The organism is Mesorhizobium sp. WSM4844 (assembly GCF_055811775.1).
The window spans coordinates 1-23,905 of the sequence record NZ_JBVVQB010000083.1 but is presented as its reverse complement, the minus strand read 5'-3'; the positions used below and the strand labels follow the sequence as shown (position 1 = coordinate 23,905).

General features: G+C 63.2%; 21 protein-coding genes. 8 read left to right on the top strand and 13 right to left on the bottom strand.

Annotation, left to right across the window (positions count from 1 at the left end; all coding sequences use genetic code 11):
- Nucleotides 1–211: 211 nt before the first annotated feature.
- Nucleotides 212–1,342 carry a CapA family protein gene (locus AC0L2A_RS33870; RefSeq protein WP_473612537.1) on the top strand — a complete coding sequence of 377 codons (1,131 nt, stop codon included), beginning with the start codon at nucleotides 212–214 and terminating at the stop codon, nucleotides 1,340–1,342.
- Between the two features lie 154 nt (nucleotides 1,343–1,496).
- Here AC0L2A_RS33870 and AC0L2A_RS33865 read toward each other — a convergent pair whose 3' ends face one another.
- Complete coding sequence (locus tag AC0L2A_RS33865) at nucleotides 1,497–1,901, bottom strand: cytochrome c family protein (RefSeq protein ID WP_473612536.1); 405 nt, start codon at nucleotides 1,899–1,901, stop codon at nucleotides 1,497–1,499.
- 117 nt (nucleotides 1,902–2,018) lie between these two features.
- Nucleotides 2,019–2,378, bottom strand: a complete 360-nt coding sequence (locus AC0L2A_RS33860; protein ID WP_287059324.1) for a hypothetical protein — start codon at nucleotides 2,376–2,378, stop codon at nucleotides 2,019–2,021.
- A 358-nt stretch (nucleotides 2,379–2,736) separates the two neighbouring features.
- On the opposite strand from AC0L2A_RS33860, the gene AC0L2A_RS33855 reads away from it, so the two are divergent.
- The gene (locus AC0L2A_RS33855; RefSeq protein ID WP_473612534.1) at nucleotides 2,737–3,888 is read left to right on the top strand and encodes a helix-turn-helix transcriptional regulator; all 1,152 of its coding nucleotides are present in this window, start codon (nucleotides 2,737–2,739) and stop codon (nucleotides 3,886–3,888) included.
- A 157-nt stretch (nucleotides 3,889–4,045) separates the two neighbouring features.
- On the opposite strand, the gene AC0L2A_RS33850 is transcribed toward AC0L2A_RS33855, so the two are convergent.
- The 5 genes from AC0L2A_RS33850 to AC0L2A_RS33830 form a co-directional block, all read right to left on the bottom strand.
- On the bottom strand, nucleotides 4,046–4,930 hold the full coding sequence (locus AC0L2A_RS33850) for a patatin-like phospholipase family protein (protein ID WP_473612533.1): 885 nt from the start codon (nucleotides 4,928–4,930) through the stop codon (nucleotides 4,046–4,048).
- Between the two features lie 38 nt (nucleotides 4,931–4,968).
- The gene (locus tag AC0L2A_RS33845; protein WP_473612532.1) at nucleotides 4,969–6,219 is read right to left on the bottom strand and encodes a M16 family metallopeptidase; all 1,251 of its coding nucleotides are present in this window, start codon (nucleotides 6,217–6,219) and stop codon (nucleotides 4,969–4,971) included.
- A 262-nt stretch (nucleotides 6,220–6,481) separates the two neighbouring features.
- Nucleotides 6,482–7,846: a M16 family metallopeptidase gene (locus AC0L2A_RS33840; RefSeq protein ID WP_473612530.1), complete on the bottom strand. Its 1,365-nt coding sequence runs from the start codon at nucleotides 7,844–7,846 to the stop codon at nucleotides 6,482–6,484.
- A gap of 288 nt (nucleotides 7,847–8,134) precedes the next feature.
- Nucleotides 8,135–8,689, bottom strand: coding sequence for a 16S rRNA (guanine(966)-N(2))-methyltransferase RsmD (gene rsmD / locus AC0L2A_RS33835; protein WP_473612529.1), 555 nt, complete (start codon nucleotides 8,687–8,689; stop codon nucleotides 8,135–8,137).
- The gene (locus AC0L2A_RS33830; RefSeq protein ID WP_473612528.1) at nucleotides 8,670–10,766 is read right to left on the bottom strand and encodes a pseudouridine synthase; all 2,097 of its coding nucleotides are present in this window, start codon (nucleotides 10,764–10,766) and stop codon (nucleotides 8,670–8,672) included. Before AC0L2A_RS33830 ends, rsmD begins: the two co-directional genes overlap by 20 nt.
- Before the next feature lie 176 nt (nucleotides 10,767–10,942).
- On the opposite strand from AC0L2A_RS33830, the gene AC0L2A_RS33825 reads away from it, so the two are divergent.
- Nucleotides 10,943–11,395, top strand: coding sequence for a nucleoside deaminase (locus AC0L2A_RS33825; protein ID WP_091590719.1), 453 nt, complete (start codon nucleotides 10,943–10,945; stop codon nucleotides 11,393–11,395).
- 28 nt (nucleotides 11,396–11,423) lie between these two features.
- Here AC0L2A_RS33825 and AC0L2A_RS33820 read toward each other — a convergent pair whose 3' ends face one another.
- Together AC0L2A_RS33820 and ileS are read right to left on the bottom strand one after the other, a co-directional pair.
- The gene (locus AC0L2A_RS33820; protein ID WP_091590895.1) at nucleotides 11,424–12,098 is read right to left on the bottom strand and encodes a hypothetical protein; all 675 of its coding nucleotides are present in this window, start codon (nucleotides 12,096–12,098) and stop codon (nucleotides 11,424–11,426) included.
- 270 nt (nucleotides 12,099–12,368) lie between these two features.
- Nucleotides 12,369–15,356 carry an isoleucine--tRNA ligase gene (gene ileS, locus AC0L2A_RS33815; RefSeq protein WP_473612527.1) on the bottom strand — a complete coding sequence of 996 codons (2,988 nt, stop codon included), beginning with the start codon at nucleotides 15,354–15,356 and terminating at the stop codon, nucleotides 12,369–12,371.
- A 54-nt stretch (nucleotides 15,357–15,410) separates the two neighbouring features.
- On the opposite strand from ileS, the gene AC0L2A_RS33810 reads away from it, so the two are divergent.
- From AC0L2A_RS33810 to AC0L2A_RS33800, 3 genes are read left to right on the top strand one after another with little or no spacing between them, the layout of a single operon-like run.
- Entirely contained in the window at nucleotides 15,411–15,659 is a 249-nt protein-coding gene (locus tag AC0L2A_RS33810; RefSeq protein WP_473612525.1) for a hypothetical protein, read from the top strand.
- 3 nt (nucleotides 15,660–15,662) lie between these two features.
- Nucleotides 15,663–16,043, top strand: coding sequence for a type II RES/Xre toxin-antitoxin system antitoxin (gene parS / locus AC0L2A_RS33805; RefSeq protein ID WP_473495025.1), 381 nt, complete (start codon nucleotides 15,663–15,665; stop codon nucleotides 16,041–16,043).
- Nucleotides 16,044–16,046: 3 nt separating this feature from the next.
- Nucleotides 16,047–16,481, top strand: a complete 435-nt coding sequence (locus AC0L2A_RS33800; RefSeq protein WP_473495026.1) for an RES family NAD+ phosphorylase — start codon at nucleotides 16,047–16,049, stop codon at nucleotides 16,479–16,481.
- A 2-nt stretch (nucleotides 16,482–16,483) separates the two neighbouring features.
- Here AC0L2A_RS33800 and AC0L2A_RS33795 read toward each other — a convergent pair whose 3' ends face one another.
- Nucleotides 16,484–17,296 carry a MipA/OmpV family protein gene (locus tag AC0L2A_RS33795; protein WP_473612524.1) on the bottom strand — a complete coding sequence of 271 codons (813 nt, stop codon included), beginning with the start codon at nucleotides 17,294–17,296 and terminating at the stop codon, nucleotides 16,484–16,486.
- Between the two features lie 252 nt (nucleotides 17,297–17,548).
- The gene (locus tag AC0L2A_RS33790) at nucleotides 17,549–18,454 is read right to left on the bottom strand and encodes an alpha/beta hydrolase (RefSeq protein ID WP_473612523.1); all 906 of its coding nucleotides are present in this window, start codon (nucleotides 18,452–18,454) and stop codon (nucleotides 17,549–17,551) included.
- 329 nt (nucleotides 18,455–18,783) lie between these two features.
- Between AC0L2A_RS33790 and AC0L2A_RS33785 the strand changes: the two genes are divergently transcribed.
- On the top strand, nucleotides 18,784–19,338 hold the full coding sequence (locus tag AC0L2A_RS33785) for an HdeD family acid-resistance protein (RefSeq protein ID WP_091590712.1): 555 nt from the start codon (nucleotides 18,784–18,786) through the stop codon (nucleotides 19,336–19,338).
- Nucleotides 19,339–19,450: 112 nt separating this feature from the next.
- Here AC0L2A_RS33785 and AC0L2A_RS33780 read toward each other — a convergent pair whose 3' ends face one another.
- Nucleotides 19,451–20,434, bottom strand: coding sequence for a bifunctional riboflavin kinase/FAD synthetase (locus tag AC0L2A_RS33780; RefSeq protein ID WP_473612521.1), 984 nt, complete (start codon nucleotides 20,432–20,434; stop codon nucleotides 19,451–19,453).
- Between the two features lie 43 nt (nucleotides 20,435–20,477).
- Nucleotides 20,478–21,338, bottom strand: coding sequence for a TIGR01459 family HAD-type hydrolase (locus AC0L2A_RS33775; RefSeq protein WP_473518531.1), 861 nt, complete (start codon nucleotides 21,336–21,338; stop codon nucleotides 20,478–20,480).
- A gap of 371 nt (nucleotides 21,339–21,709) precedes the next feature.
- Between AC0L2A_RS33775 and AC0L2A_RS33770 the strand changes: the two genes are divergently transcribed.
- Nucleotides 21,710–23,668, top strand: a complete 1,959-nt coding sequence (locus AC0L2A_RS33770; protein ID WP_473612520.1) for a TadE/TadG family type IV pilus assembly protein — start codon at nucleotides 21,710–21,712, stop codon at nucleotides 23,666–23,668.
- The last annotated feature ends 237 nt before the right edge of the window (nucleotides 23,669–23,905 follow it).

Below are 23,905 nucleotides of genomic sequence, written 5' to 3'. Positions count from 1 at the left end.
CCCCCTTGAGGGGGAGATGGCCGGCAGGCCAGAGGGGGTCGTCACACGTAATGCGCCAACCTCCACTGTCGCAAGAGAGGGGGCGCGCCCGGTCGAACCGACCCCCTCTACCCTGCCGGCCATCTCCCCCTCAAGGGGGGAGATCGGCAGCTTCGGCCCTCGGCGCTCATCTGCCTCACTGGAGGTTGGCGAGGAAGGAGATCCAGATCCAATGCCGCAGATCGCCAACAATGCCGCCGTCCGAAGCAGCGCAAAACTGTTCCTGTGCGGCGACGTGATGCTCGGGCGCGGCATCGACCAAATCCTCGCCAGTCCCGGCGATCCGCACCTTGGCGAGCGCTATGTCAAATCGGCGACGACCTATGTCGAGCTTGCCGAACGCGTCAACGGCCCGATCCCGAGAAAGGTCGACGAGGCGTATGTCTGGGGCGATGCGCTCAGCGAATTGGAGCGTGAAGCGCCCGATGCGCGGATCATCAATCTCGAGACCAGCATCACCACCAGCCTGTCCCTGGCGCCCAAGGGGATCAATTACAAGTTGAACCCGGCAAACATCGGCTGCCTGGCGGCGGCACGGATAGACTGCTGCGTGCTCGCCAACAACCACGTGCTCGACTGGGATGAGCCTGGCCTCGTCGAGACCCTCGAGACGCTGCGGCTTGCCGGCCTCGCCTGTGCCGGGGCCGGGCTTGACGCGGACGAGGCGGCGGCGCCTGCCGTCATCGAGTTGGCCGGCGGGGGCCGCGTGCTGGTCTTCGGCTTTGCGCTCGAGACCAGCGGCGTTCCCGCTTCATGGGCAGCCGGAGCTTACAAGCCAGGCGTCAATTTGCTGGCGGATCTCTCGGCCCGGTCGCTCGAGCAGATCGCCCGATCCGTGCAAGCCATAAAACAGCCTGGCGACCTCGCGGTGGCCTCGATGCACTGGGGCGGCAACTGGGGCTACCAGGTCCCGGCTGAACAACGCGCGCTTGCCCATGCTCTCATCGACGTTGCAGGTTTCGATGTCGTGCATGGGCACTCCTCCCACCATCCCAAGCCGATCGAAATCCATCACGGCCGGTTGATCCTCTACGGATGCGGCGACTTCCTCACCGACTATGAAGGAATCACCGGCAACGAAAGCTTTCGTGGTGAGCTTGCGCTGATGTACCTGCCGCGGCTCGCTGTACCGGGCGGTACGCTTGTTTCGCTCGACCTGGTGCCGTTCCAGCTCGCCAGGTTCCGGCTAAACCGCGCCCTGCGCGAAGATGCCGCCTGGCTCGCGGCCATGCTTGAGCGCGAGTGCTCACCTTTCGGCACGCATGTGGCGCTCGGCGACGACCGTCTCGCCGTCCTTTGGTGAAGCGCCTGCGGTCGGCAGGCAATGGCACTAAAGCGCGTCGCGTTCGACCGGCTCAAGCGACGCGCTTTAGGTTGTTGTTTTATGCATGTCGTTGTCGCAAAACCGCTGCACACCCTCGGGTCAGGCCCGAGGGCATGCTTTTGCGCGACATGCATTAATTTTCAAGCCTCTCGGGCCGACCCCGGCCAAGCGCACCATCGGCGCGGGCCTGCAAATAGGCGTAGATGTCGTCGATGTAAGGAGCGACGTTGGGATCGTCGGCGAAGCCCTTCATCACCGAAGCGCCGCTGCGCACGCCGTCGCGAACATTGCGCCGAAAGACATCGATGCCGGGCAGCCGGTCGACAAGCGCCGAGGCGAAGGTCGAGCCCATGCCGTCGGGGCCATGGCAGTGATTGCAGCTGCCATGGTAGCGACGAAAACCGTTATAGGTTCGCGCATCGACCTTGTTGCCGACAGCCTCGTAGAACTTGCCAGGGGCCAGCTCAGCCTGCGAAGACGCGGCGAAGCCGGCGGCAACGGTAAAGACAACAACAGCCAGGACGAACGAGGGAGACATCGTCTGTCGCCCATGTTGCAGGCTCATCCAGCGCCGCCGCAACGCGCATGCCCGCGGATCACTCGATGTTGGGCCACTCGATGTTGGATCACTGATGTTGGATCACTCAACCCTGGATCAGTCGACGGCGAGCTTCGGGGTAGAAACCACGATCCCGTCTATCGGATGCGGGCTGACGACAAGCTTGCCGCCGACACGCGATATCTCGATGATCTGGTCCGACTCGCCCAGCTTGCCCGGCACGGAGACCGCGACTATCTGGTTCTCGGTCAGTGTCGCCACGAAGCGCACCGGCAAGCCAGCCTCGCCCTGCGCGATTGTGGTGACCACCCGATAGCCGTCCTCCTGAGGCGTATAATAGACGACACCAAGGAAGCCGGCGAGATCGATGCTTTCAGCCTTCATGGCTCCAAGCTCGCCGGCATGCGCGGGCGTCGCCGCCATGCAAAGTGCTGCAAAAGCAATGTATCTGTACATAATGCTGCTCCATCCCGAATTGTCCGGGACGAGCCCCGGCTCAAGGTTTCAGCAATAGACGGTCGCGCGCCGTGATAGTCGGCGCACGCAGGCAGATTTCTTGATTAGGCCCCCCGGCTGCATCACAGTGGCGAAGGTCCGCGAGCCGAGAATCGCTGAACCCCACTGGTTGTCACGGTTAAGTGTGACGTTCTTCTGAGGGCGCAAACATCTCACCACCCGATTGCTTGCGCATCCCCTGTTTGGGGGAGATAATCGGAATTTAAGCGATCGCTAAAATTTGGAGGGGCGAGAGCACCTGTGAGAGCGCGCGGCCTTCCGCGTCGGACGCGCTGTTGACATGCAGGGGGGCCGGTCGATGGCCAAGGCATTGTCGCATCATGAACTGTCGAAGCTGATCGGCTCGATCTACGATTGCGCGTTCGACCCGGGGCGGTGGGAGCACGCGCTTGCCGGGATCAGGGATGCGCTCGACGCCCAGACAGCGGTGCTGCACCTTGATGACCTCAGTCACGACCGGCTGCTGATCCACAGGGCCGTGGGAATAGAGCCATACTGGCTGGAGCAACAGGCCAAACATATCCCCGAGATCCATGCCCGGCTGCTCGAGCATCTCTCGAAATGGCCTTCGCTCGATGTGCCGCATGTGGTCTCGCGCCATGTCCCCGCAACCGACCTGGAGACCTCGCGATATTTTCAGGAGTGGCTGAAGCCGCAAGGCCTGGTCGACGTCCTGTCGTTTTTCCTGATCCACACCCCTACCCGCCTTGCCGGCTTCGCCGTTGCCCGGCATGAGCAGCAAGGCCTTATCACCGAGCGTGAAATCAAGTTTGGCGGACTGTTGCTGCCGCATGTGCGCCGTTCGGTGATGATCGGCAACATGCTGGATATCAGCACGATCGAGCGCGCACGGATGGCCGAGGCGCTCGATGCGCTCACATGCGCTGTGGTCCTGACCAATGAACGTGGCGCCATCCTGCACGCCAACCGCTCGGCCAAGCGCAGGCTGCGGAGCGGCGGCTCGATCCAGGATGTCCGGGGCATTCTGCAAGCGAAGATCCCGTCGGCTTCCAGGGAGCTTCACAGCGCCATCCTGGCTGCGGCTCAGGACGAGGCAGGCATCGGCAAGACAGGGCTTGCCGTGCTCCTCACCGAACCTGACCTGCCGCCCGTCTTCGCCCGTGTGCTGCCGATTGCCGGCGGCGATCTGCGCGCCGGCATGGAGCCCGCGGCGGTTGCCGCGGTGTTCATCGGCAATGCACCGGACGAGCATGTCGCCGCCGACATGCTGGCGACAGCCTTTGGACTCACGCTGGCCGAAACCCGCGTCCTCGCCAGCCTTGTCGCCGGGCACACCCTGGCCGAGACCGGCGCCAACCTTCACATTGCCGGCGCGACCGCCAAGACGCATCTCGACAATATCTTCCAGAAGACCGGCGTCTCCCGCCAGGCCGATCTGATGCGCCTTGTCATGCAGATCGTTCCGCCCGCCGGGCAGTCCGGTCCCTGAATCACACCTCATTCACCGCTTTGGATACAGGCGGATCGTCTTGATCAATTCCGGCTTGGCCGGGTCCAATGCCGGACCGGGAAGCGATCAGCCAATCGGTTCAGGTCCGGCGGAAAATGTTCGGCGCTTGCGCTCGTTCGATTGTGGCCACCAGGCGTCAAACTTTTCGCGCCACGCCCCCAACCTGCTTGGGGCGCTTGCTCGTGTCGACCTTGGCCCGCGCCTCCACCGCCTTCTCGATCTCCCGCTTCAGCTCGTCCTTGATATCAGCCGTTTCGGCCATCAAGGCGTCGATCTTCATGAAATCGAGCACGCGGTATTTCGACACCGCCGGCCTGACCAGTATGTCCGGCTGGCATTGCCTCAGCTTGGCGGCGATGATCGACTGCATCATCAATTGCGTGGCGCCGAACATCAGGTCGACGGAGGTCGGGTATTTGCGCCCGCCTTTGGCCGGCGCGCCAACGACGTCGACGGCGATGATGATGTCGGCGTCGTCCTCGATCAGGTCGAACGGCACCGGATTGTAGATGCCGCCGTCGATCAGCAGCCTGCCGTCGCGCATCACCGGTCGGAATACCGCGGGAATAGCCGCCGAGGCGGCAAGCGCTGAATGCAGGTCGCCGTCGCGCAGCACGGCGAGCTTATGGCCGAAGAAATCCGTTGCCGTCACCTTCAACGGTATTTTCAGCTCGGCGAAGCTTTCGGGTATGGCGTCGGGCATGAATGCCTTGAGGATGCGCTCGATATTGAACTGGGTGACACCCAGCCCGCCCTGCAGCGCCTCGGCAAAGGTGCCTGGCCGCGCCCGCCACATGCGCGCCGCCACCTCGGCGCGGCGGCCGAGGATCGAGCGCATGTAGTGGTGAATGTCGCTGCCGGCCATGCCCGAAGCCATGCCGGCGCCCATGATGGCGCCGATTGATGAGCCTGATATCGCGACCGGCCTTATACCCAGCTCGTCCAGCACCTCGATGACATGGATATGCGCCAGCCCGCGCGCGCCGCCGCCGCCGAAGGCGATGCCGAAGCTCGGGCTCATCCCCTGCCCCTCATTTGGCCCTGCCCCCCATTTTGGGCTCATTCCTCCTTGGCCTCGCCGTGCTTCGGCCCGACGACCATGACGGCCGGCTCGGCGGAAAGCAGCTTTTTCGCCGCCGCCTTGACCTGATCCAGCGTCACCGCGTTGATGAGGGCGGCGCGGCGCTGCATATAGTCGCTGCCGAGCTTATCGAGTTGCAGCTCGAGCAGCGTCGCGGCGATGGCGGCGGAGGAGTTCAGATTGTTGATAGCGTAGGCGCCAATCAAGTATTTCTTGGTCGCCGCCAGTTCTGCTTCGGTCGGCCCTTCCTGGGCCATGCGCTTCACCACCTCGCGCACGACAACCAAAGTCTCGGCCGCCCGGTCCGCGCGGGTCGCCGTGGTGATAGCCAGGGCGTTGGCGTGCTGGTGGTCGACCAGGTCGGAACTGACGCTGTAGGCCAGACCGCGTTTTTCACGCACCTCTTCGAACAGCCGCGAGGTGAAGGCGCTGCCGCCGAGAATCTCGTTCATCAGAACCGCAGCGAAGAAATCCGGCGCACTCCGCTCGACGCCGGGATAGGCGAGTTGCAGCGACGTCTGGGGCTGGTCGTAATTGACCTCGATCTGCTGGTTGAGTTTCGGATCGACATCGGCGACCGCGCTAAGCGCCTGATGCTGCGGCAGGCCGCCGAAGACCAGATCGAGCTTTTTCTTCAACGTCTCGGCATCGATGGCACCGACCACCGCCACATGCAGGCCATCACGAGCAAAATTCGCCTTGTGAAAGGCGATGAGATCGTCCGGCGTGATGGTGGCGATGCTTTGCCTGGTGCCCTCTTCGGGCCGCGCGTAGGGATGGGCGCCGTATAGTGCCTCCAGCCATTTGCGCTGGGCGAGCGTGTCCGGGTCAAGCTCGTTGGCGATGATGCCGGACAGCACTTGCGCGCGAATGCGGTCGATTGGCGCCTGATCGAAACGCGGCTCTGTGACCGCCAGCCGCAACAGATCGAACGCCGCGTCGCGCTGCTCGGCAAGCATGCGCATCGAGCCATAGATGCCGTCGCGCGCCGCTTCGAAGCTCATCTCGGCGCCGACGTCGTCGAGCTTGATCTGGAAGGACTCGCTGTCGAGATTGCCGGCGCCCTCGTCGAACAGGCCGCTCATCAGATTGGCAAGGCCCACCTTTCCAGCGGGATCCTGCGTCGTGCCGCCGTCGAAGGCGAAGCGGATGGCGACGAGCGGCACGGAATAGTCCTCCACCAGCCAGGCGGTGATGCCCTTTGACGACGTCACCTCCTGGATGCTCATGGCCGCACGAGCGGAAAGCGCCGGCAGGACGAGGAAGACGAGGGAGAGGAGCAGGGTAACTAAAGGGGCTATGCGCGACCTTCCCTTCTCCCCTTGTGGGAGAAGGTGGCCGAGCGAAGCTCGGTCGGATGAGGGGTTCTCCAGCTTGGTACCGACAGCACTCCGTCCAACACCCCTCATCCGTCTTGGCGCCGCGCGCCAATCCACCTTCTCCCACAAGGGGAGAAGGCAAAACGCGCCGCTATGCTGGTTCCTCATCACATCAATTCCCTGCCTGTGTCTGCGGCAAGAGATAGCCTGATGTCGAATGGTTGAGATTGAGATAGCGCGCCGCAACCTGCCTGACTTCGTCGGCGGTGACCTTGCGGATGCGGCCCGGCCATTCCTCGACATCCCTGACGTTGCCGCCGGTGGCGAGCGTCGCGCCGTAGATGTTCGCCATCGAATCCTGCTTGTCGCGGGCGAAGATCATCGAGCGTACGAAACGATCCTTGGCCTTCTCCAGCTCGCCCGATGTGACGCCCTCGCTGGCGATGCGGGCGACCTCGGCCTCGACCGCCGCCTGGACATCGGCCAGCTTGGCGTCGCCGCGCGGCGCGCCATAGACGGTGAAGTTGGTGGCATCGAGCATGGTGCCCTGGAAAAAGGCGCCGGCCTCGGCGGCAATGCCTTGCTTGACGACAAGCTGCTGGTACAGCCGGCTGCGGCTGCCGCCGCCGAGGATCTCTGCCAGCAGGTCCAGCGCTTCCGCTTCGCCCGGCTTCGCAGTGTGATAGGAGGGAACCACCCATTGCGTCGAAAAATTCGGCACGCTGACACGCGCGTCAGCGTGCGTCACCGTGCGCCTGGTGTTCTGTTCGGGTTCGACCGGACGGATGCGCGGCGGCAGGTCTGGACCACGCGCGACCTTGCCATAGGTTTTTTGGGCCAGCGCCTTGACCGCCTGCGGCTCGACGTCGCCGGCCACCACCAGCACGGCGTTGTTGGGCGTATAATATTTGTCGTAGAAAGCCTTGGCGTCGGCGCGGTTCAGCTTCTCCATCTCCTGCATCCAGCCGATCACCGGAATGCGATAGGGCTGGTTCTGCCAGAGCGTGGCGTCGACCTCCTCGCCGAGCACTGCCTGCGGATTGCTGTCGATGCGCGAGCGGCGTTCCTCGAGGATGACGTCGCGCTCGGTGGCGATGACGTCGTCGTTGAGGATGAGGTTGCGCATCCGATCGGCCTCGAAATCCATCATCTGCTCGAGCGCCTGCGGCACCACCGTCTCGTAAAAGGCGGTGTAGTCATAGGAGGTGAAAGCGTTGTTCGAACCGCCGATGGCGGAGACGGCGCGGTCGAACGCGCCGGCCGCATGGTTGGTCGTCGCCTTGAACATCAGATGCTCGAAGAAATGGGCGATGCCGGACTTGCCCGGCGGCTCATCCGCGCTGCCGATCTTGTACCACACCATATGAGTGACGATTGGCGCGCGGCGATCGGGGATGACAACGACCTCCATGCCGTTGTCGAGCAGGAAACTCGTCACCTTGCCGTCGTCCGGCTTGTTGTCGGCCAGAACCGGCCCGGTCATCACAAGAGCCAGCGCAAAAAGCGTACCGCGCAGCCAATCAGCCTGAGATGTCATCAATGACTCCGGTTGTCATGGGGTGGGACGATAGGCGGGGGTGTTGCCACAGGCAAATTGATTTGTTCGTCATTTTGAAGGCGCTGCGCCAACCTTCTCCCTTGTGGGAGAAGGTGGATCGGCGCGCAGCGCCGAGACGGATGAGGGGTGCTGGACGGAGTGCGGCATAAAAATGTCTAGCGATTTTAAGCACTTGCCTCTTCAAGGTAGAGATCCTTCCAACACCCCTCATCCGACCGAGCTTCGCTCGGCCACCTTCTCCCACAAGGGGAGAAGGGAAGACGGCGCTCATCCAACCTCGATAAAGCGGATAACCGTCTCGCCATAGCTGCGCTCGTCGACAACCGAAAAGCCCGGCCCTGCCTCGAACGGCGCCGCTGCCGCCTCCTCGACGACGCAGAGCGCGCCGGGGGCGAGCCAGCCGCCGGCCTTGGCCGAGCGCAAGGCACGCTCACCCAGCCCCTTGCCATAGGGCGGGTCGGCGAACACCAGGCCGAACGGGGCCATCGTGCCCGCCTCGCCCAGAGCCGTAGCGTCGCGACGGAATATCTTGGTACGCCCGGTGAGGCCGAAACCCTCGACATTGGTGCGGATCAGGCCGCGCCCTTCCGCTGATTCTTCGATGAAGACGCCATAAGATGCGCCGCGCGACAGCGCCTCGAGGCCGAACGCGCCGGTGCCGGCGAACAGGTCGAGCACCCGCGCGCCGACCAGCCTGTCGGGGAAACGATGCGCCAGCACGTTGAAGACAGCCTCGCGGGTGCGGTCGGTGGTCGGGCGGATGGCGCTTGAGCGGGGCGTCGCCAGCGGACGCCCGCGAAACTCACCGCCGACGATCCGCATTGCCTCCCCTGGATCCCTTGGGGCCGCTGCGCGGCCGGTCGCCGCCTTTGCCGCCATCATTTGGGCGTTCGCCACGCGGCTTTCCGAACGGCTTTGCGCCTCCGGGTTTTCCCCCTCCATGGGCGGGCTTGCCATAAGACGGCTTGAACGAGGCCTTGCGTTCCTTGGCTTCGGCCGCCCTGGCGGCATCGGCGTCCGCCCTGCCCTTGCCGATCGGCCGCGCGCCGGGCGCCATCCAGACATTGGCCTTGCGCTGGTCCGGCGGCTCGATCGGGCGCTGCTCGCGTTCGGACTTTTTCCCGCCGCCCGGTTTGCCGCCGAAGCCGCCCGGCCCGCCACGTTCAGATTTGGGGCCGCGATCGGCAAAGCTCTTTTCCGTCCCGAAGCTTCTGCCGGGACTTGTCGACAGCTTGCCCAGCGCCTCGTCGCGGCTGCCTTCGCGGCGCTTGCGGTTCTTGATCAATCCGCCTTCGCCGATCGGACGGCGTTCGCCATCGCGGGTGAATTTCGGCCGCTCAGGTTCCTCTTCCCGCACCGCTTCGCGCCGCACCGGCCTGTTGGAAAACGGCTTGGTGATGTCAGCGTCGAAATTGGCGCCGGACTCCTCGACCAGGCGTTCGCCGAGCTGGTCGCGCAGCACCCGGCCCTTGATCTCCAGCACATGGCCCTCGGGCAGGTCGTCGAGCTGGAACGGTCCGTAGGAAATGCGGATCAGTCGCGTTACGTCGAGGCCAAGCGAGCCCAGTATGTTCCTGACCTCGCGGTTCTTGCCTTCACGCAGGCCAAGCGTCAGCCAGGCGTTGGTGCCTTGCTCGCGGTCGAGCGTCGCCTCGATGGCGCCATAGAAGACGCCGTCGACGGCGATGCCTTCGCGCAAGCCGGCGAGCGCACTTTCCTCGACCTTGCCGTGGACGCGCACGCGGTAGCGCCTGAGCCAGCCGGTCGCCGGCAGTTCGAGCACGCGCGCCAGCCCGCCGTCATTGGTGAGCAGCAGCAGGCCTTCGGTGTTGATATCGAGCCGGCCGATGGTCATCAGCCGCGGCAGGTCGGCCGGCAGCACGTCGAAGACGGTCTTGCGGCCCTCGGGATCACGATTGGTGGTGACGACGCCGGCCGGCTTGTGGAACAGGAACAGCCGGGTGCGCTCGATCGGCGGGATCTCCATGCCGTCGAGATGGATGATGTCGCCAGGCATCACATTGAAGGCCGGCGAGGACAGCACCCTTCCATTGACCTTGACGCGGCCGGCCGCGATCAGCTCCTCGGCATCGCGACGCGAGGCAAGACCGGCGCGGGCCAGCCGCTTGGCAATGCGCTCACCAGCCTCTTCCGTCGCTTCGGCGGGACGCGGGCGCGGTTTGAAGCCGCCCGATGCCCCTTGGGGCCGATCACCGGCAAAATCGCGCTTGGGCCGATCGCCGAAGTCGCGTTTTGGGCGATCGCTGAAGTCTCCCTTGGGACGGTCGAAGCGCCTTTCGCTGCGCTCGCCTTCGGCAGCCGCCGGCCGGTCGCCGCGCGGCGCGTATGGCTTGCGCGGCCCCTCGCGCTTTTCATAAGGCTTGCCTTCCGGACGCGGCCCCTTGCTGAACGGCCGGTCGCCGCTTTTGAAGTCGCGCTTCGGCCGCTCGCCGTCAGCCGCCATTGGCCGGTCGCCGCGCGGCGCGTAGGGTTTTCGCGGCCCTTCGCGCTTCTCGTAAGGCTTGCCTTCCGGACGCGGCCCCTTGCTGAACGGCCGGTCGCCAGCCTTGAAATCGCGCTTCGGCCGCTCGCCGTCAGCCGCCATCGGGCGGTCGCCGCGCGGGGCGTATGGCTTGCGCGGCCCCTCGCGCTTTTCATAGGGCTTGCCGTCGGGCTGTGGTCCTTTGCTGAACGGCCTATCGCCACTCTTGAAGTCGCGCTTCGGCCGCTCGCCGTCGGCCAGCGGGCGGTCGCCACGCGGCGCGTAAGGCTTTTTTGCGCCGAAGGACGGCTTGCCGCTCTTGCCGGCAGCGGCATCACGACCACGCGGGCCCGATGGTTTCGAGCCGTTCTTGCCCGGACCCTTTTGGCGCGGGAATTTCTTGTTTTTGTCGTCCATGTAGCTTTGCTCGTTTGCACTACAGCGCCGCGCGTCCGTACGGACGCGCATAGGACGCTGTAGGACTTTGATTTGGTGCATGATCCCTTCCGAAAACCGATTCCGGTTTTCGGGATCATGCGCTAGATAACAGGATCACGCCGGAGTAGCGAGGAGATAATCGGAATGGAAACCGCTTGAAGCGGCCGGATTTCATGGCGCTGGCACTGAAGGAGGCCGAAGCCGCCGCCCTGCGCGGCGAAGTGCCGGTCGGCGCGGTCATCGCCAGCGGCGATACGGTCGTTGCCAGTGCCGGCAACCGCACCCGCGAGCTTGCCGACCCTACCGCCCATGCCGAGATGCTGGCGATCCGCGAAGCCTGCCGCAAGCTGTCGAGCGAGCGGCTCACCGGCCACGATCTCTATGTGACGCTGGAGCCCTGCGCCATGTGCGCCGGCGCCATTTCCTTCGCCAGGCTGCGCCGGCTTTATTTCGGCGCCGCCGACGAGAAGGGCGGCGCTGTGGTCAACGGCGTGCGCTTCTTCGCCTCACCGACCTGCCACCATGCACCGGACATCTATCCAGGCATGGCCGAGAGCGACGCAGCCCTGTTGCTGAAGGATTTTTTCAGGGAGCGACGCGAACCCTAACGTCGCAGGATTTCTTAGCGCCGGCAGCTTACCACGGCAGCCAGTCGAACATGCCGCCGCTCTTGTTCTTGGCGGCCGCTTCCCGCTTGAGGCGGCGTGCTTTCTTGTACTCGTCCTCGCCGAGGTCATCGACCGGCGCGGTGGCGGAAGCGGCGCGATATTGCACCGGCGGCTCGCTCAGATATCGGCGGGTGTTCGGGTCGCCCTGCTTTTGTTCGGCAAGGCGGCGCTTGACTTCGGCGGCGCGGCCCTTGTCCGAATCCGCCGGCTTCCAGGCCGGCGGATGACTGGAACCCGAGTCCTTCATCGCAGACTTGATCGCGACCGGATCCGTCTGGATGTCATCGACGATCTGCGCCTGGTAGGACGGATCGTCCTGGTTGAGCGTGGCCTCGGCGCGCAGGCGAGCGCGGCGCTGCTCGGGCGATTCCGGCCAATCGGCGCTTGCCGTGGCGCTGTCCTGCGGCGGCGGCAGTTGCTTCTGTCCCGGCGCCGGCTTCACCAGTTCGGGGCGCGGCTTGTAGTCGATCCGTTGCTTGTTCTTCGGCATGACTGAAAAAGCGCTGGTGAGATCGCCGGCAAGCTGGGCGGAGGCGGTCTTGTCGGTCCCGTAGGTCGGCGAGCCCATACAGCCGGACAGGGCCAAGCCGGATACGACAAGCGGCGCCAGCAGCGCAACGCGCGCGCAAGTTCTTTCGGTCATGCCAAAAAGTCCCACTCTAGACAGCCTCTCGATCGCCACCGGCCAAAGTCCGGTCGCCATCGCCTATGCTCTTCCGACGGAAATCCGGCGACAATTTGTCGTCCGGAGTTTCGCGTGTTTATCTCAACCGCTCGTTAAGGGCAACGAGCGGAGGCCGATCAGCCGCCCGCAGTGGCATTTGTGCACCGATATGGTCTTGTGCCTGTCGTTATCCCAAAACCGCTACACACCCCGGGTAAGGCCCGGGGGCATGCTTTTGGGCGACATGCATTAAAGTCGACCAAGCGCCTTCAATTCATGCAGGACCGCTGCGTCCCGCGCCGAAACGTCGGGGAATTCCTTGTCCTGCCCGACATCGGCCGTGTAGCGCCATGAGCGCGCGCATTTGAGAAGGCCCCGGTCCTCGGCCTTCTCGACCACCACGGCGACGCCCTTGACGTCGTCCAGCGTGAAGGCGCCAGAAGGCGCGTTGCCATGCGCAATGACCAGATCGCTGGTGATCGCCATTTCGGCCATGTCGACATCTGATATCGCCGCTTCGAGCGCCGCATCATCGAGCGTGACGACCGGCACCGCTTCCAGCGACGAGCCGATGACCTTCTGGGCGCGCGCAATCTCCAGCGCGCCGGTGACGACACGGCGAACCTGCCGCACCTTGCGCCATTTTTCCGCCAGCGCCTCGTTCTTCCAGTCGGCCGGGATTGGCGGAAACTGGTCGAGATGCACCGAGACGGCGTCCGGATGACGGTCGAGCCAGGCCTCCTCCATGGTGAAGGGCAGCATCGGCGCCAGCCATTTCACCAGGCAGTCGAACAGATGGCGCACCACCTGCACGGACGCCTTGCGCTTCACGCTGGACGGCGCCTCGCAGTAGAGCGCGTCCTTGCGGATGTCGAAATAGAAGGCCGACAGCTCGACCACCATGAAGTCGAGCAGCGTGCGGGTGATGCGCTTGAACTCGAAGGCGTCGTAGCCCGCCCGCACGACTTCATCGAGTTCGGCGAGCCGGTGCAGCATCAGCCGCTCCAGCTCCGGCATCTTGTCCAGCGGCACGTCCTCGCCGTCGTCATGGGCAAGCGTGCCCAGCATCCAGCGGATGGTGTTGCGCAACTTGCGGTAGGCGTCGATGTTGGTCTGCAGCACGTTCTTGCCGAGCCGCTGGTCTTCCCAGTAGTCGGTGGTCACCACCCATAGCCGCAGGATATCGGCGCCCGACTGTTTGATGACGTCTTGCGGCACGACAGTATTGCCGAGCGACTTCGACATTTTCCGCCCCTCCTCGTCCATGGTGAAACCATGGGTGACGACGGTGTCGTAAGGCGCCCTGCCCCTGGTGCCGCAGCTTTCGAGCAGCGAGGAGTGGAACCAGCCGCGATGCTGGTCGGAACCTTCGAGATAGACGTCGGCCGGCCATTTCAGATCCGGACGATCCTCCAGGGTGAAGACATGGGTCGAGCCGGAATCGAACCAGACGTCGAGGATGTCCATAACCTGCTGCCATTTCGAGGCATCGTGATTGCCGAGGAAACGCTCCTTGGCGCCGGCCGCAAACCAGGCGTCCGCGCCTTCCTTCTCGAAGGCGTCGATGATGCGCTGGTTGACCGCCTCGTCGCGCAGGACGTTGCCGTCGGCATCGGCGAATACGGCGATCGGCACCCCCCAGGCGCGCTGGCGCGACAGCACCCAATCGGGACGCTCCTCGATCATGGCGCGGATGCGATTCTGGCCGGCGGCCGGCACGAAGCGGGTGTCGTCGATCGCCTTCAGGGCACGGCTGCGCAGTGTCGTGCCGTCGCCGAGCTCCTTGTCCATAAAGACGAACCATTGCGGCGTGTTGCGGAAGATGATCGGCTTCTTCGACCGCCACGAATGCGGATAGGAATGCTTCAGCCGCCCGCGCGCGAACAGCGCATTGCGCTTGATCAGCTCGTCGATGACCGCCTGGTTGGCATTGCCCTTCTTGCCGTTGTCGTCGATGACGCGCGCCGCACCGCCCTCGCGGTCCGTGCCGAAGCCTGGCGCATCCTTGGTGAAGAAGCCGGCATCGTCGACGGTGAACGGGATCGCTGTGTCGATGCCGCGCTGGCGAAGGTCCGAAGCCGCATCCGTCCAGGCGTCAAAATCCTCGCGGCCATGGCCCGGCGCGGTGTGGACGAAACCGGTGCCGGCTTCGTCGGTGACATGCTCGCCGGCGAGCATTGGGACATCGAATTCATAACCGCCATTCAAACCTTTGAACGGATGAGAAAGCGTAAGGCTTCCAAGCTCTTCGGCCGAAATTCTACGGAGGCGGTTCATCGTCACCTTGGCTTTGGTTGCAGCCTCTTCCGCCAGCGCTTCGGCAAAGATCAGCCTTTCGCCAGGCTGCGGGCCGAAAGCATTCTCGGCCGCAGTAACCTCGAAGAGGCCATAGTTGATGCGTGGCGAATAGTTGACGGCACGGTTGCCGGGGATGGTCCATGGCGTGGTCGTCCAGATAACGACATCGGCCTCCAGCAAGTCCAGTGACGTCTGCGTCAGCTTCGGATCCAGCTTTGCGAGTTGTCCATCGATGACGTCGGTGACTTGCCGGGCAAGGCTGACGACCGGAAACTTCGCCCAGATCGTGTCGCTCTCATAGTCCTGGTATTCGACCTCGGCCTCGGCCAGTGCGGTGCGCTCGACCACGCTCCACATCACCGGCTTCGAGCCGCGATAGAGCTGGCCCGACATGGCGAATTTCAACAGCTCGCCGGCGATGCGCGCCTCGGCATGGAACGCCATCGTCGTATAGGGATTGTCGAAGTCGCCGACGACGCCGAGCCTCTGGAACTCGCCGCCCTGCACCTTGATCCAGTGTGCGGCGAACTCGCGGCATTCCTTGCGGAACTCGTTGACCGGCACCTCGTCCTTGTTCTTGCCCTTGCCGCGGTATTGCTCCTCGATCTTCCATTCGATCGGCAGGCCGTGGCAATCCCAGCCGGGCACGTAGTTCGAGTCGTAGCCGCGCATCTGGAACGAGCGGGTGATGACGTCCTTGAGGATCTTGTTCAGCGCATGGCCGATATGGATGCTGCCGTTGGCGTAGGGCGGGCCGTCATGCAGCACGTATTTTTCGCGGCCGGCGGCGTTTTCGCGCAGCTTGCGGTAAAGCTCCATGTCCTGCCAGCGCTTGACCAGCAGCGGCTCCTTCTCGGGCAAGCCGGCGCGCATCGGAAAATCCGTCTGCGGCAGATAAAGCGTCTTGGAATAGTCGATCGTTTCAACAGTGTCGGTCATCGGCGTATCGGTCATTGGTCTGCCATATGCATTGCCCGGCAAAGAGCCCGGGCGTTGAACTATCATGATCTGGAAAAAGCGCGAGAGGCCGCGCGCAAAATTCCCGGCGGCTCCGGCGGCGCTCAGGCCGCCCGGAACACCGGGCTTGTAATTCGTATCGCAATCGCGAGCGCGCGAGGAAACTGCGTCATGACCGGGCTTTTAGACGAGGCCGGCCCCATTGAAAAGCCCGAACTCGCGAACGCCTCCTTGCTTCATGTGCCAATTGCGCCTATGTCTTTGGGCAAATGGCAGCGGAGTTAAAATATGTCCAGCTTGCACATCAAAGGTATCCAGGACACGGCAACGGAACGGTTTCTCGTTCATGTCACCAGGGTCGAAGGACTTCGCCAACGCGGCTTCAGCAATGACGAAATCTACAAGATCGTCGGCCCACGACGGACATTAGCGCGTCGCAAGGAGCGAAACGAGACACTGACGATCGCCGAGTCCGACCGCGTCATGCGGCTTGAACGGATTTCGGCGATAGCGGATCGGGTTTTCGGCAATCACGAAAAGGCGCAGCGTTGGCTGCGCAAGCACAGCAGGGTGCTTGACGAGACACCTATTAACCTCTTGCAGTCAGAAACGGGTGCAGCGCTGGTGGAAGAAGAGCTCCATCGCATCGACCATGGCATCTTTGCCTGACATATGCGGATCTGGCGCATTTCCGGCTACGCCGACCTGCTGGGTGTCGGCGGTTTGGTCAGCGGCGGCCGTTGGCATGTCATGGGGACACCAATTGTCTACTGCGCCGATCACCCGGCCACGGCACTTCTTGAGATACTTGTGCATGTCGACGCGGAAGACATGCCCCAGACCTATCAGCTTCTAGAGATCGAAATGCCGGACGACATTGCCATCATGTCTCCCGGTTTGCCCGATGACTGGAAGGACGATCTGTCCATGACACAACGGCTCGGGACGAACTTTGTCGCTGCTGCCACCCAGGCGGTCATGGAAGTCCCTTGTGCAATTGTCCCGTTCACAAGGAACTATCTTCTTAATCCGGATTTGCTGGCCCGCGACGGCATCCGTATCGTTAGCGCCACGACCCATCCGGTCGATACGCGACTACTGGGATAGGCTCACATCGAGAAATCGAAGCGATAGGTCGTCGACACGCCGATCGTGAACTGATCCCTTGAGCCGCGCTCCTTGACCAGGCTGGAATCGGCCGCCGGGCCCATCAGCCGCGAATATTCGGCGAACAGGCTGGCCGTCATCGGCTCGGTGACTTTCCAGGTCACCGCGCCGCCGAGGCCCGCCGACTTCACGCCACCGTCCGGTCGGTACCGGCTGAGGCCCGACGCTATGGCTTCCTCGGCGTCGACGCCGTAATAGGCGTCGAAATAATCCGACGAGGCGAACGAAACGCGCGGCCCGCCCGAGATCCTGACCTCCGGCGTCACATCGTAGAATGCGTCGGCGGCGATGTCGGCGACGAAGCCGTTATGGGCGCGAATGCCGTGCCGCAATTCGGCGCGGGCGCGCAACCAGTCCAAAGGATAGAATTCGAAGAAGCCGCCGGCCTCGCCGCCCCAGCGCACCGGGTCGAGGCCCCTCAGTTCGTCGGCGTCGTCGCCATCGCGCGAAAACAGGATTTTTCCGGCCAGGCCGGCGCGGAAGCCGCCTTCGTCGATCAACCCCAGCGAGATGTTGTCGTTGCGCGAGGTGAAGCGGGCCGCAGGACCGGCCTTGCCGAGCGAGATGATCGGCTGGGCGCTGAGTATATAGTTCTTGCTGCCTTCGAAATCGGGGGCGACCAGGCCGGTGGCGCCGACTGTCAGATACCAGTCGCCGGACAGCCAGCCCAAGGCGCCATCGGCGGCTTCGGCGGCACCGGTGGCCCCAAGTATGAAGGCGGCCAGAACCACCGGATTCGCTCGGACAAAACGCATCATTACTCCATAAGTCGAACAGGTTGGCGATACAACCAGCCTTCGCAAGCCATGGCGCCAGTTCAGTAAAATTTGGCTTAATGTCCGAAACATCGGCGGCGTTGGTCGTACTGTTCTGTAGTCAATTGTATGCTAAGATCAAGACGGCTGGAACGCGCCAGCAGTTGCCATCCCCGCTTTCCAGCCTGGAATGTCTCGGCTGCTGTTGGAATTTGGCAATAGCCGTATCAGCCTTGGCCGCTCACCCAACGGTTATAAATATTCGCGGACAAACATGCCCGCGCTGTGAAGAGTGCGGCGACCGGCACTCAATCCTGCATTCCAAACCGGCCAGGCGTGGATCATATACGGCCAAATTTCGAGACGTACTTTGACGTCAGCCGCGCCAGCGGCTTCCGCGAGCCGAGTTGCGTCCGACAACAGCGCCTCGGCCGAACCGACTTGTATCAGCATTGGGGGAAATCCGCTCAGATCGGCGAACAACGGCGAGATCAGGGGATCGCGCCGACCAACGCCATGGGGAACATAGGCGGTGGCCAGTTCCTCCAAATACGCCCGGTGGATGATAGGGTCGATTGCGTCCTTAGTTGATAGTGTCGCGCCGGCCATCGAAAGGTCCGTCCAGGGCGAGACCAGCCAAAGACATCGCGGCAACTGCTCCCCTGCCGCGCACAATATATTGACCAAGCACAGGGTGAGGTTGCCGCCCGCACTGTCTCCGCCAACCACGATGCGGTCCGGCGCGATCCCTTGCCGGCTCAGAAAGCGCCATGCGGTGAGTGCGTCTTCATGTTGCGCAGGGAAAGGATGTTCCGGTGCGCGTCGATAGTCGATCGCGAGGGTGCGCATTCCCATTGCTCGACCTGCCTCGGTCACCATTCGACGATGGCTTTTGAGAGAGCCGGAGCAGTAGCCACCACCATGGAAAAAGAGCAGAACCTTATCCCTGTCACTCTCAGGCGCTAGCGACCACTCTCCCTCGAGGCCGTCGAAAACCGCCTTCTCACATCTGACGTCGTCCGCAATCGGCCAGACCGAACCAACCTCGTCGAGCCGTGCCCGGCGTTCGTCCCAGCTCACCGGTCGTGGCTTTGACGTCAGCAAACTGCGCACTCCGTTAATCTCCGTCAGATCGAGGCTTTCGTCCTCATCGCTCATTTGCTTCCCTAGCCTCATCAAGCATAAAAACGGGCGACAGCAGCAGCCTCACGTCATCCAATAAAGCGTCACAGCCAGCGCTGGGCCACCGCTTTCGTTTGCGCCATGGGGAAGACAAGAGGACGACAGTCGTCCAGAACCCGCTCGTCATGCTTTAGCACTGCCGCCGCACATGGTCGAATATTACGTCTGATATTTGGCCGCTTCGGGTCTAGCCACGTCTGGCAAGCGATCGCTCGGGGTGTGGCGCTCGCATCCTGCTCGCTTTACCGGCAAGCCTGTCAGCGTTACCTTCCAAGCTGGCAAAGGTAACCTGAGGGAGAAGGGCGATGACACTGCACGGCGATGCCTTGAAAGATGCAATCGGTCAGACGCGGGCGAAATGGGGATGGTTCGTCGGGCTCGGCGTTCTGCTGCTGATCCTCGGCGGCATCGCCTTCGGCAATCTGTTCATCGCCACTGTCGCCTCGATCTACGTCGTCGGCTGGCTGATGCTGATGGCCGGAATCATCGAGATCATGCATGCCTTCGGTGTGAAGACATGGACCCGATTTTTCTACTGGCTGCTTAGTGGTCTTCTCTATGCCGTCGCCGGGTTCTTCGCCTTCTACAACCCGCTGCTGGCGTCGGCGGTGCTGACCTTCCTGCTGGCGGTCGCCCTTCTCGCATCAGGCGTGCTCAGGGCCTGGGTCGGGTACAGGCACAGGCCGGAAAAAGGTTGGGGCTGGCTGGTTGCGGCCGGCGTCATCAGCGCGCTGGCCGGCCTGGTCATCGCCATGGGCTGGCCAGTCAACAGCGTATGGGTGCTGGGGCTGTTTCTCGCCGTCGACCTGATCTTCCAGGGCTGGGCCTTCATTGCGGTCGGCCTGGCGCTGAAAAAATAGGTCCTTGGTTTGGCATGATCTGTTCCGAAAACCGGTTCCCACTTTTCGGGATCATGCTTTGTTTTAGCATGATCTTGTCCGAAAACCGGTTCCCACTTTTCGGGATCATGCTTTAGAAAGCAATGGCCGCGTCGAGCTCGGACAGCGGGCTGACGCCGGCAAGCAGCGCCCTCGCCTCGGCCTCGTCGCGTTTCATCTGCGCGACCAGCGCGTCGAGCCCGTCGAACTTCACCTCGGCGCGCAGGAAACCGAAGAAGGACACCGCGCATAGCTCGCCGTAGAGATCGCCGGCGAAGTCGAAGACGAATGTTTCCAGAAGCGGCGTGCCGTTGTCATCGACGGTCGGGCGGCGGCCGAAGCTGGCAACACCATCATGAAGCGTGCCGTCGGCGCGGCGGAAGCGGACGGCGTAAATCCCTTCCTTCAGAGTGGCTTCCGGCGAAAGCCTCATATTGGCGGTTGGAAAGCCGAGCGTCCGGCCAAGCTGCTGGCCGCCGATCACCTCGCTCTCGACCGTGAAGCGGTAGCCGAGCAGGCCGGCGGCCTCGGCCACCGCCCCTTCGCACAGCAGCGCCCGGATTCGGCTCGACGACACCACCTCGGCGCCTTCGTCGCGAAAGGCGTCAACCAGGGTGACGCCGAAGCCGTGGCGTTCGCCGGCCGCCATCAGATAGGCCGGTCCGCCTTGCCTGTCCTTGCCGAAGTGGAAGTCGAAGCCGGTCACGGCGTGGATGATGCCGAGATTGCTGTCGAGCACATCGGTCACGAACGCTTCCGCCGACAGTGCGGCGAAGGCGCGCGTGAACGGCTGCTCGACGAGTGCGGCAAAGCCCAGATGCGACAGCAGCCGTGCCTTCATCGGCGGCGGTGTCAGCACGAACAGCGGTATCTCGGGGCGGAACACCTTTCTCGGATGCGGCTCGAAGGTCAGCACCAGCGCCGGCGCGCCGCGCCGGCGAGCCTCGGCCAGCGCGCGTTCGAGCACGGTCTGGTGGCCGCGGTGGACGCCGTCGAAATTGCCGATCGCCACCACGCCACCCCGCAAATCGGCCGGCAGCGGCGAGATGGCAGAAACGCGTTCGAAGGCTTCAGTCATTTCGGGGCTTGCGTCATTTCGAGGCTTCCGTCATCGAGCGAGCCTACTGCAGTCTCGGAATGACCGCGACCGGCCGGTAGCCATGCCTTTCCAGAAAGGCGATCAGCCTGGCCGGATCCGGTTGTAGCGCATCGCCGTAGTCGCGGGCATGGATGCCGCCCGACACGTAGAGCACGTCGAAGCCATTGTCGGCAGCACCCTTGATGTCGGTCATCATGCCGTCGCCGATAGCCAGCACGTCCGAGCGCTCGACCGGGCGGCCGAGCAGGTCGGCGATCTCCTTCATCGCCACGTCATAGACCGGGGCATAAGGTTTTCCGGCGATCAGCGTGCGCCCGCCGAGCTGGGCATAGTCGCGGGCCAGGGCCCCGGCGCACCAGATCATCCGCTCGCCGCGCTCGACCACGATATCGGGATTGGCGCAGATGAAGGGCAGGTTCCTGGCGCGCAGCCGCCGCAGAAGATCGGCGTAGTCCTCCGGCTTCTCGACCTCGTCGTCGAACAGCCCGGTGCAGACCACGCCGGACGCCTCGAACTCCTCGACCAACTCGACATCAAGCCCGTCATAGAGCGTGAAATCGCGATCGGCGCCAATGTGGAAGATTTTTCGCGGGCCTTCCATGATCAGGTCGCGGGTCACGTCGCCGGAGGTGACGACGCGGTCATAGGCCGCAGAGGGAACGCCGATCGCATTCATCTGCGCCACCACATCGGCGCTGCGGCGCGGCGAATTGGTGATCAGCACGACAGGTATCTTCGCCTCGCGCGCCGTGGCCAGCGCCAGAGCCGCGGCCGGAAAATGCCGTTCGCCATTGTGGACCACACCCCAGACGTCGCACAGGATGGCACAATAGGCTCCCGACAAATCCGCGAGCGAGCCGATGATATCGGGCGAGTCCGCCATATCGTTTCCCAAATCATGATGGTTGCGAGCGTCGCCGCCGACGTCCGCCGCAGCAGGTTCGCATTAACCGAAGCACTTGACCCTGTCACCAGCTTTCACATTTTTCAGAATTGCCCTGGTTTCAGGATTGCCCAGGTTTCAGGATCGCCTTGGCACTGACGAAGGCAAGCGCGCAAGCCGCTCTTGCCGAGACTTCCCCATTCTGAAGGCTTCGGCGGCCGGTCCAGCCGCGCGCAGCAATGCCGGTATCGGCGGCGTGGTTAACGAGCCTTGAAAAAGCAAGCCGGTCTTGGATGTTTTTCAGCAATCTGAAATTTAAGGATTGATGGCATCTTTCGCCGACTAGGGGTTTTGGCGAGGGGCTGAAGACAATGATCCGAAAATTCGGTAGGGACCGGCGTGGCAACTATACGCTGATGACGGCCATCACGATGGTGCCACTGATGGGCGGAGTGGCGCTCAGCGTCGATTACTCGGAACTGCTGCGCCAGAAGCACGCCACGTTGAACGCTTTGGACGCCGCCGGCCTCGCCACGGCTCAGCAGGTCGTCTCCGGCGCAACCGACGACGCCGCCAGGGCCTACGCCAAGACTTTCTTCGAAACCAATCTCGGCCCCGTCGATCCGGCCAACACGTCGCTTACCGTCACCCTGCCCAACAGCAGTGCGGGTGGCGGCACGTTGAAGCTCTGCAGCGCCCTGACCTATCACCCCTATTTTCTGCCGGCCGCCGCCATGCTGGGCGGCTGGACCACCAGCGGCGCTACAACTTTCACGGAGTGCTCGGAAATCCGCCTCAAGAACACGCTGGAAGTCGCTCTTGTGCTCGACAATTCCGGCTCGATGAACGAACTCGGTTCCGGCACCGGCGCGAGGCGAATAGACCTGCTGAAGACTGCCGCCAAGCAGCTTGTCGATACGCTGGCGCTGCAGGCACAGCAGATGAAGCAGGTCAGCAAACCGGTGCAGTTCTCCCTCGTGCCGTTCGCTGCTTCGGTCAATGTCGGTCCCACCCATGACCAGGACAGCTGGATGGACCAGGATGGCATCTCCCCGATCCAGCATGAGGATTTCGACTGGACGAAGATGACCGCCGCCAACGACCCGGACAGATACGCCGAGAAGCTCAACGGCGTCTGGTACAAACGCGGCACCGGCTGGGGCGACACCGAGGATCAGCCACTGACCCGCTTCAGCCTCTACGCCGACATCACCGTCGAGTCCGGCCGAGAAGAAGTGCCTAACACGAAACAGTATATCTGCGACACCTATAACAAGAAAGGTAACTGCAGCAGCGGCCACTGGACCACCCCGGAATATATCTACACCACCAGCCGCTATGCGAGTTGGCAGGGTTGCGTGGAGGCGAGGCCGCACCCGTATAACAACGACGACACGACGCCTGATACCGCCACACCTGCCACGCTGTTCGTGCCGATGTTTGCGCCCGACGAGGCCGGAACCCTCTGGCTCGATTTCAACCGCGACGGCGCTAACGACGTGATCTATCTGAACTATGGTTACGGCAACAACTGGTGGGCCGACTGGCCTTACACCGACAGCCCAACCGCTTCGCAGCGGCAGTCGGACATGCGCAAATATTTCCTGGTCAAGCCTTACGGCTCGAAGTCGGCTGCCTCGGGCGACGGCCCAAATTCGTCCTGCACGACCAACCCGATCACGCCGCTCAAAGACGTGACCCAGCTTGCCCAGAAAGAGGAGATCGACAACGCCATCGACGCCATGGCGCCGAACGGCAACACCAACGTGCCGGAAGGCCTTGCCTGGGGCTGGCGGACGGTGTCGAGCAACGAACCTTTCACTGCGGGCCGGCCGAACACTGAAAGAGGCAACGACAAAGTGGTCATCGTGCTGACCGACGGCGCCAATACCTACAGCGCCGTCAGCGACAGCGGCTACGCCAATAACAGGTCGACCTATGCCGCTTACGGTTACACCGGCCTGACATATCCGGGGTCTGGAAGCGTGACGCGGCTGTTCATGAACACAAGCACCGACATCGGCAAGACGACCTACACCGGCGCCAACTACACCGCCGCGCTGGACGAGCAGATGCAGACCCTTTGCGGCAACGCGAAGAAATCGAACGTTCTCGTCATGACCGTTGCGCTCGACCTGTCGACCACCGATGCCGGTGACAAGAAAGCACTCGACGCGCTGAAGGCCTGCTCCTCGGACTCGCGCTTCCGCAAGGACCCCACCGATCCGACCAAGCCGGCCAAGCTGTTCTGGAACGCGACCGGGGCGACGCTGTCGGACAATTTCAGGGAAATCGCCAACGAATTGTCGAACCTGCGCATCGTCGGCTGAAGGATGACTTCGCCGAAGCTGCCGATCTCCCCCCTTGCGGGGGAGATGGCCGGCAGGCCAGAGGGGGGTGGGAAGGATCGCCGACTTTTTGTGGAATCCATTTCCAACTGGAGACCGGCCTGTGGCGTTGATGCGATTGTTTGATAGGCCGGCGGGACAGCACCCCCCTCTGCCCTGCCGGGCATCTCCCCCGCACGGGGGGAGATTGGCAACGTCGCCACTTTCGCCAATTGTCGA

Excerpts from the sequence above, each read along its gene's own strand:
- AC0L2A_RS33870 (WP_473612537.1), top strand. The coding sequence starts at position 212 with ATGCCGCAGATCGCCAACAATGCCGCCGTCCGAAGCAGCGCAAAACTG.
- AC0L2A_RS33865 (WP_473612536.1), bottom strand. The coding sequence starts at position 1,901 with ATGTCTCCCTCGTTCGTCCTGGCTGTTGTTGTCTTTACCGTTGCCGCC.
- AC0L2A_RS33860 (WP_287059324.1), bottom strand. The coding sequence starts at position 2,378 with ATGTACAGATACATTGCTTTTGCAGCACTTTGCATGGCGGCGACGCCC.
- AC0L2A_RS33855 (WP_473612534.1), top strand. The coding sequence starts at position 2,737 with ATGGCCAAGGCATTGTCGCATCATGAACTGTCGAAGCTGATCGGCTCG.
- AC0L2A_RS33850 (WP_473612533.1), bottom strand. The coding sequence starts at position 4,930 with ATGAGCCCGAGCTTCGGCATCGCCTTCGGCGGCGGCGGCGCGCGCGGG.
- AC0L2A_RS33845 (WP_473612532.1), bottom strand. The coding sequence starts at position 6,219 with ATGAGCATCCAGGAGGTGACGTCGTCAAAGGGCATCACCGCCTGGCTG.
- AC0L2A_RS33840 (WP_473612530.1), bottom strand. The coding sequence starts at position 7,846 with ATGACATCTCAGGCTGATTGGCTGCGCGGTACGCTTTTTGCGCTGGCT.
- rsmD (WP_473612529.1), bottom strand. The coding sequence starts at position 8,689 with ATGCGGATCGTCGGCGGTGAGTTTCGCGGGCGTCCGCTGGCGACGCCC.
- AC0L2A_RS33830 (WP_473612528.1), bottom strand. The coding sequence starts at position 10,766 with ATGGACGACAAAAACAAGAAATTCCCGCGCCAAAAGGGTCCGGGCAAG.
- AC0L2A_RS33820 (WP_091590895.1), bottom strand. The coding sequence starts at position 12,098 with ATGACCGAAAGAACTTGCGCGCGCGTTGCGCTGCTGGCGCCGCTTGTC.
- ileS (WP_473612527.1), bottom strand. The coding sequence starts at position 15,356 with ATGACCGACACTGTTGAAACGATCGACTATTCCAAGACGCTTTATCTG.
- parS (WP_473495025.1), top strand. The coding sequence starts at position 15,663 with ATGTCCAGCTTGCACATCAAAGGTATCCAGGACACGGCAACGGAACGG.
- AC0L2A_RS33800 (WP_473495026.1), top strand. The coding sequence starts at position 16,047 with ATGCGGATCTGGCGCATTTCCGGCTACGCCGACCTGCTGGGTGTCGGC.
- AC0L2A_RS33795 (WP_473612524.1), bottom strand. The coding sequence starts at position 17,296 with ATGCGTTTTGTCCGAGCGAATCCGGTGGTTCTGGCCGCCTTCATACTT.
- AC0L2A_RS33790 (WP_473612523.1), bottom strand. The coding sequence starts at position 18,454 with ATGAGCGATGAGGACGAAAGCCTCGATCTGACGGAGATTAACGGAGTG.
- AC0L2A_RS33785 (WP_091590712.1), top strand. The coding sequence starts at position 18,784 with ATGACACTGCACGGCGATGCCTTGAAAGATGCAATCGGTCAGACGCGG.
- AC0L2A_RS33780 (WP_473612521.1), bottom strand. The coding sequence starts at position 20,434 with ATGACTGAAGCCTTCGAACGCGTTTCTGCCATCTCGCCGCTGCCGGCC.
- AC0L2A_RS33775 (WP_473518531.1), bottom strand. The coding sequence starts at position 21,338 with ATGGCGGACTCGCCCGATATCATCGGCTCGCTCGCGGATTTGTCGGGA.
- AC0L2A_RS33770 (WP_473612520.1), top strand. The coding sequence starts at position 21,710 with ATGATCCGAAAATTCGGTAGGGACCGGCGTGGCAACTATACGCTGATG.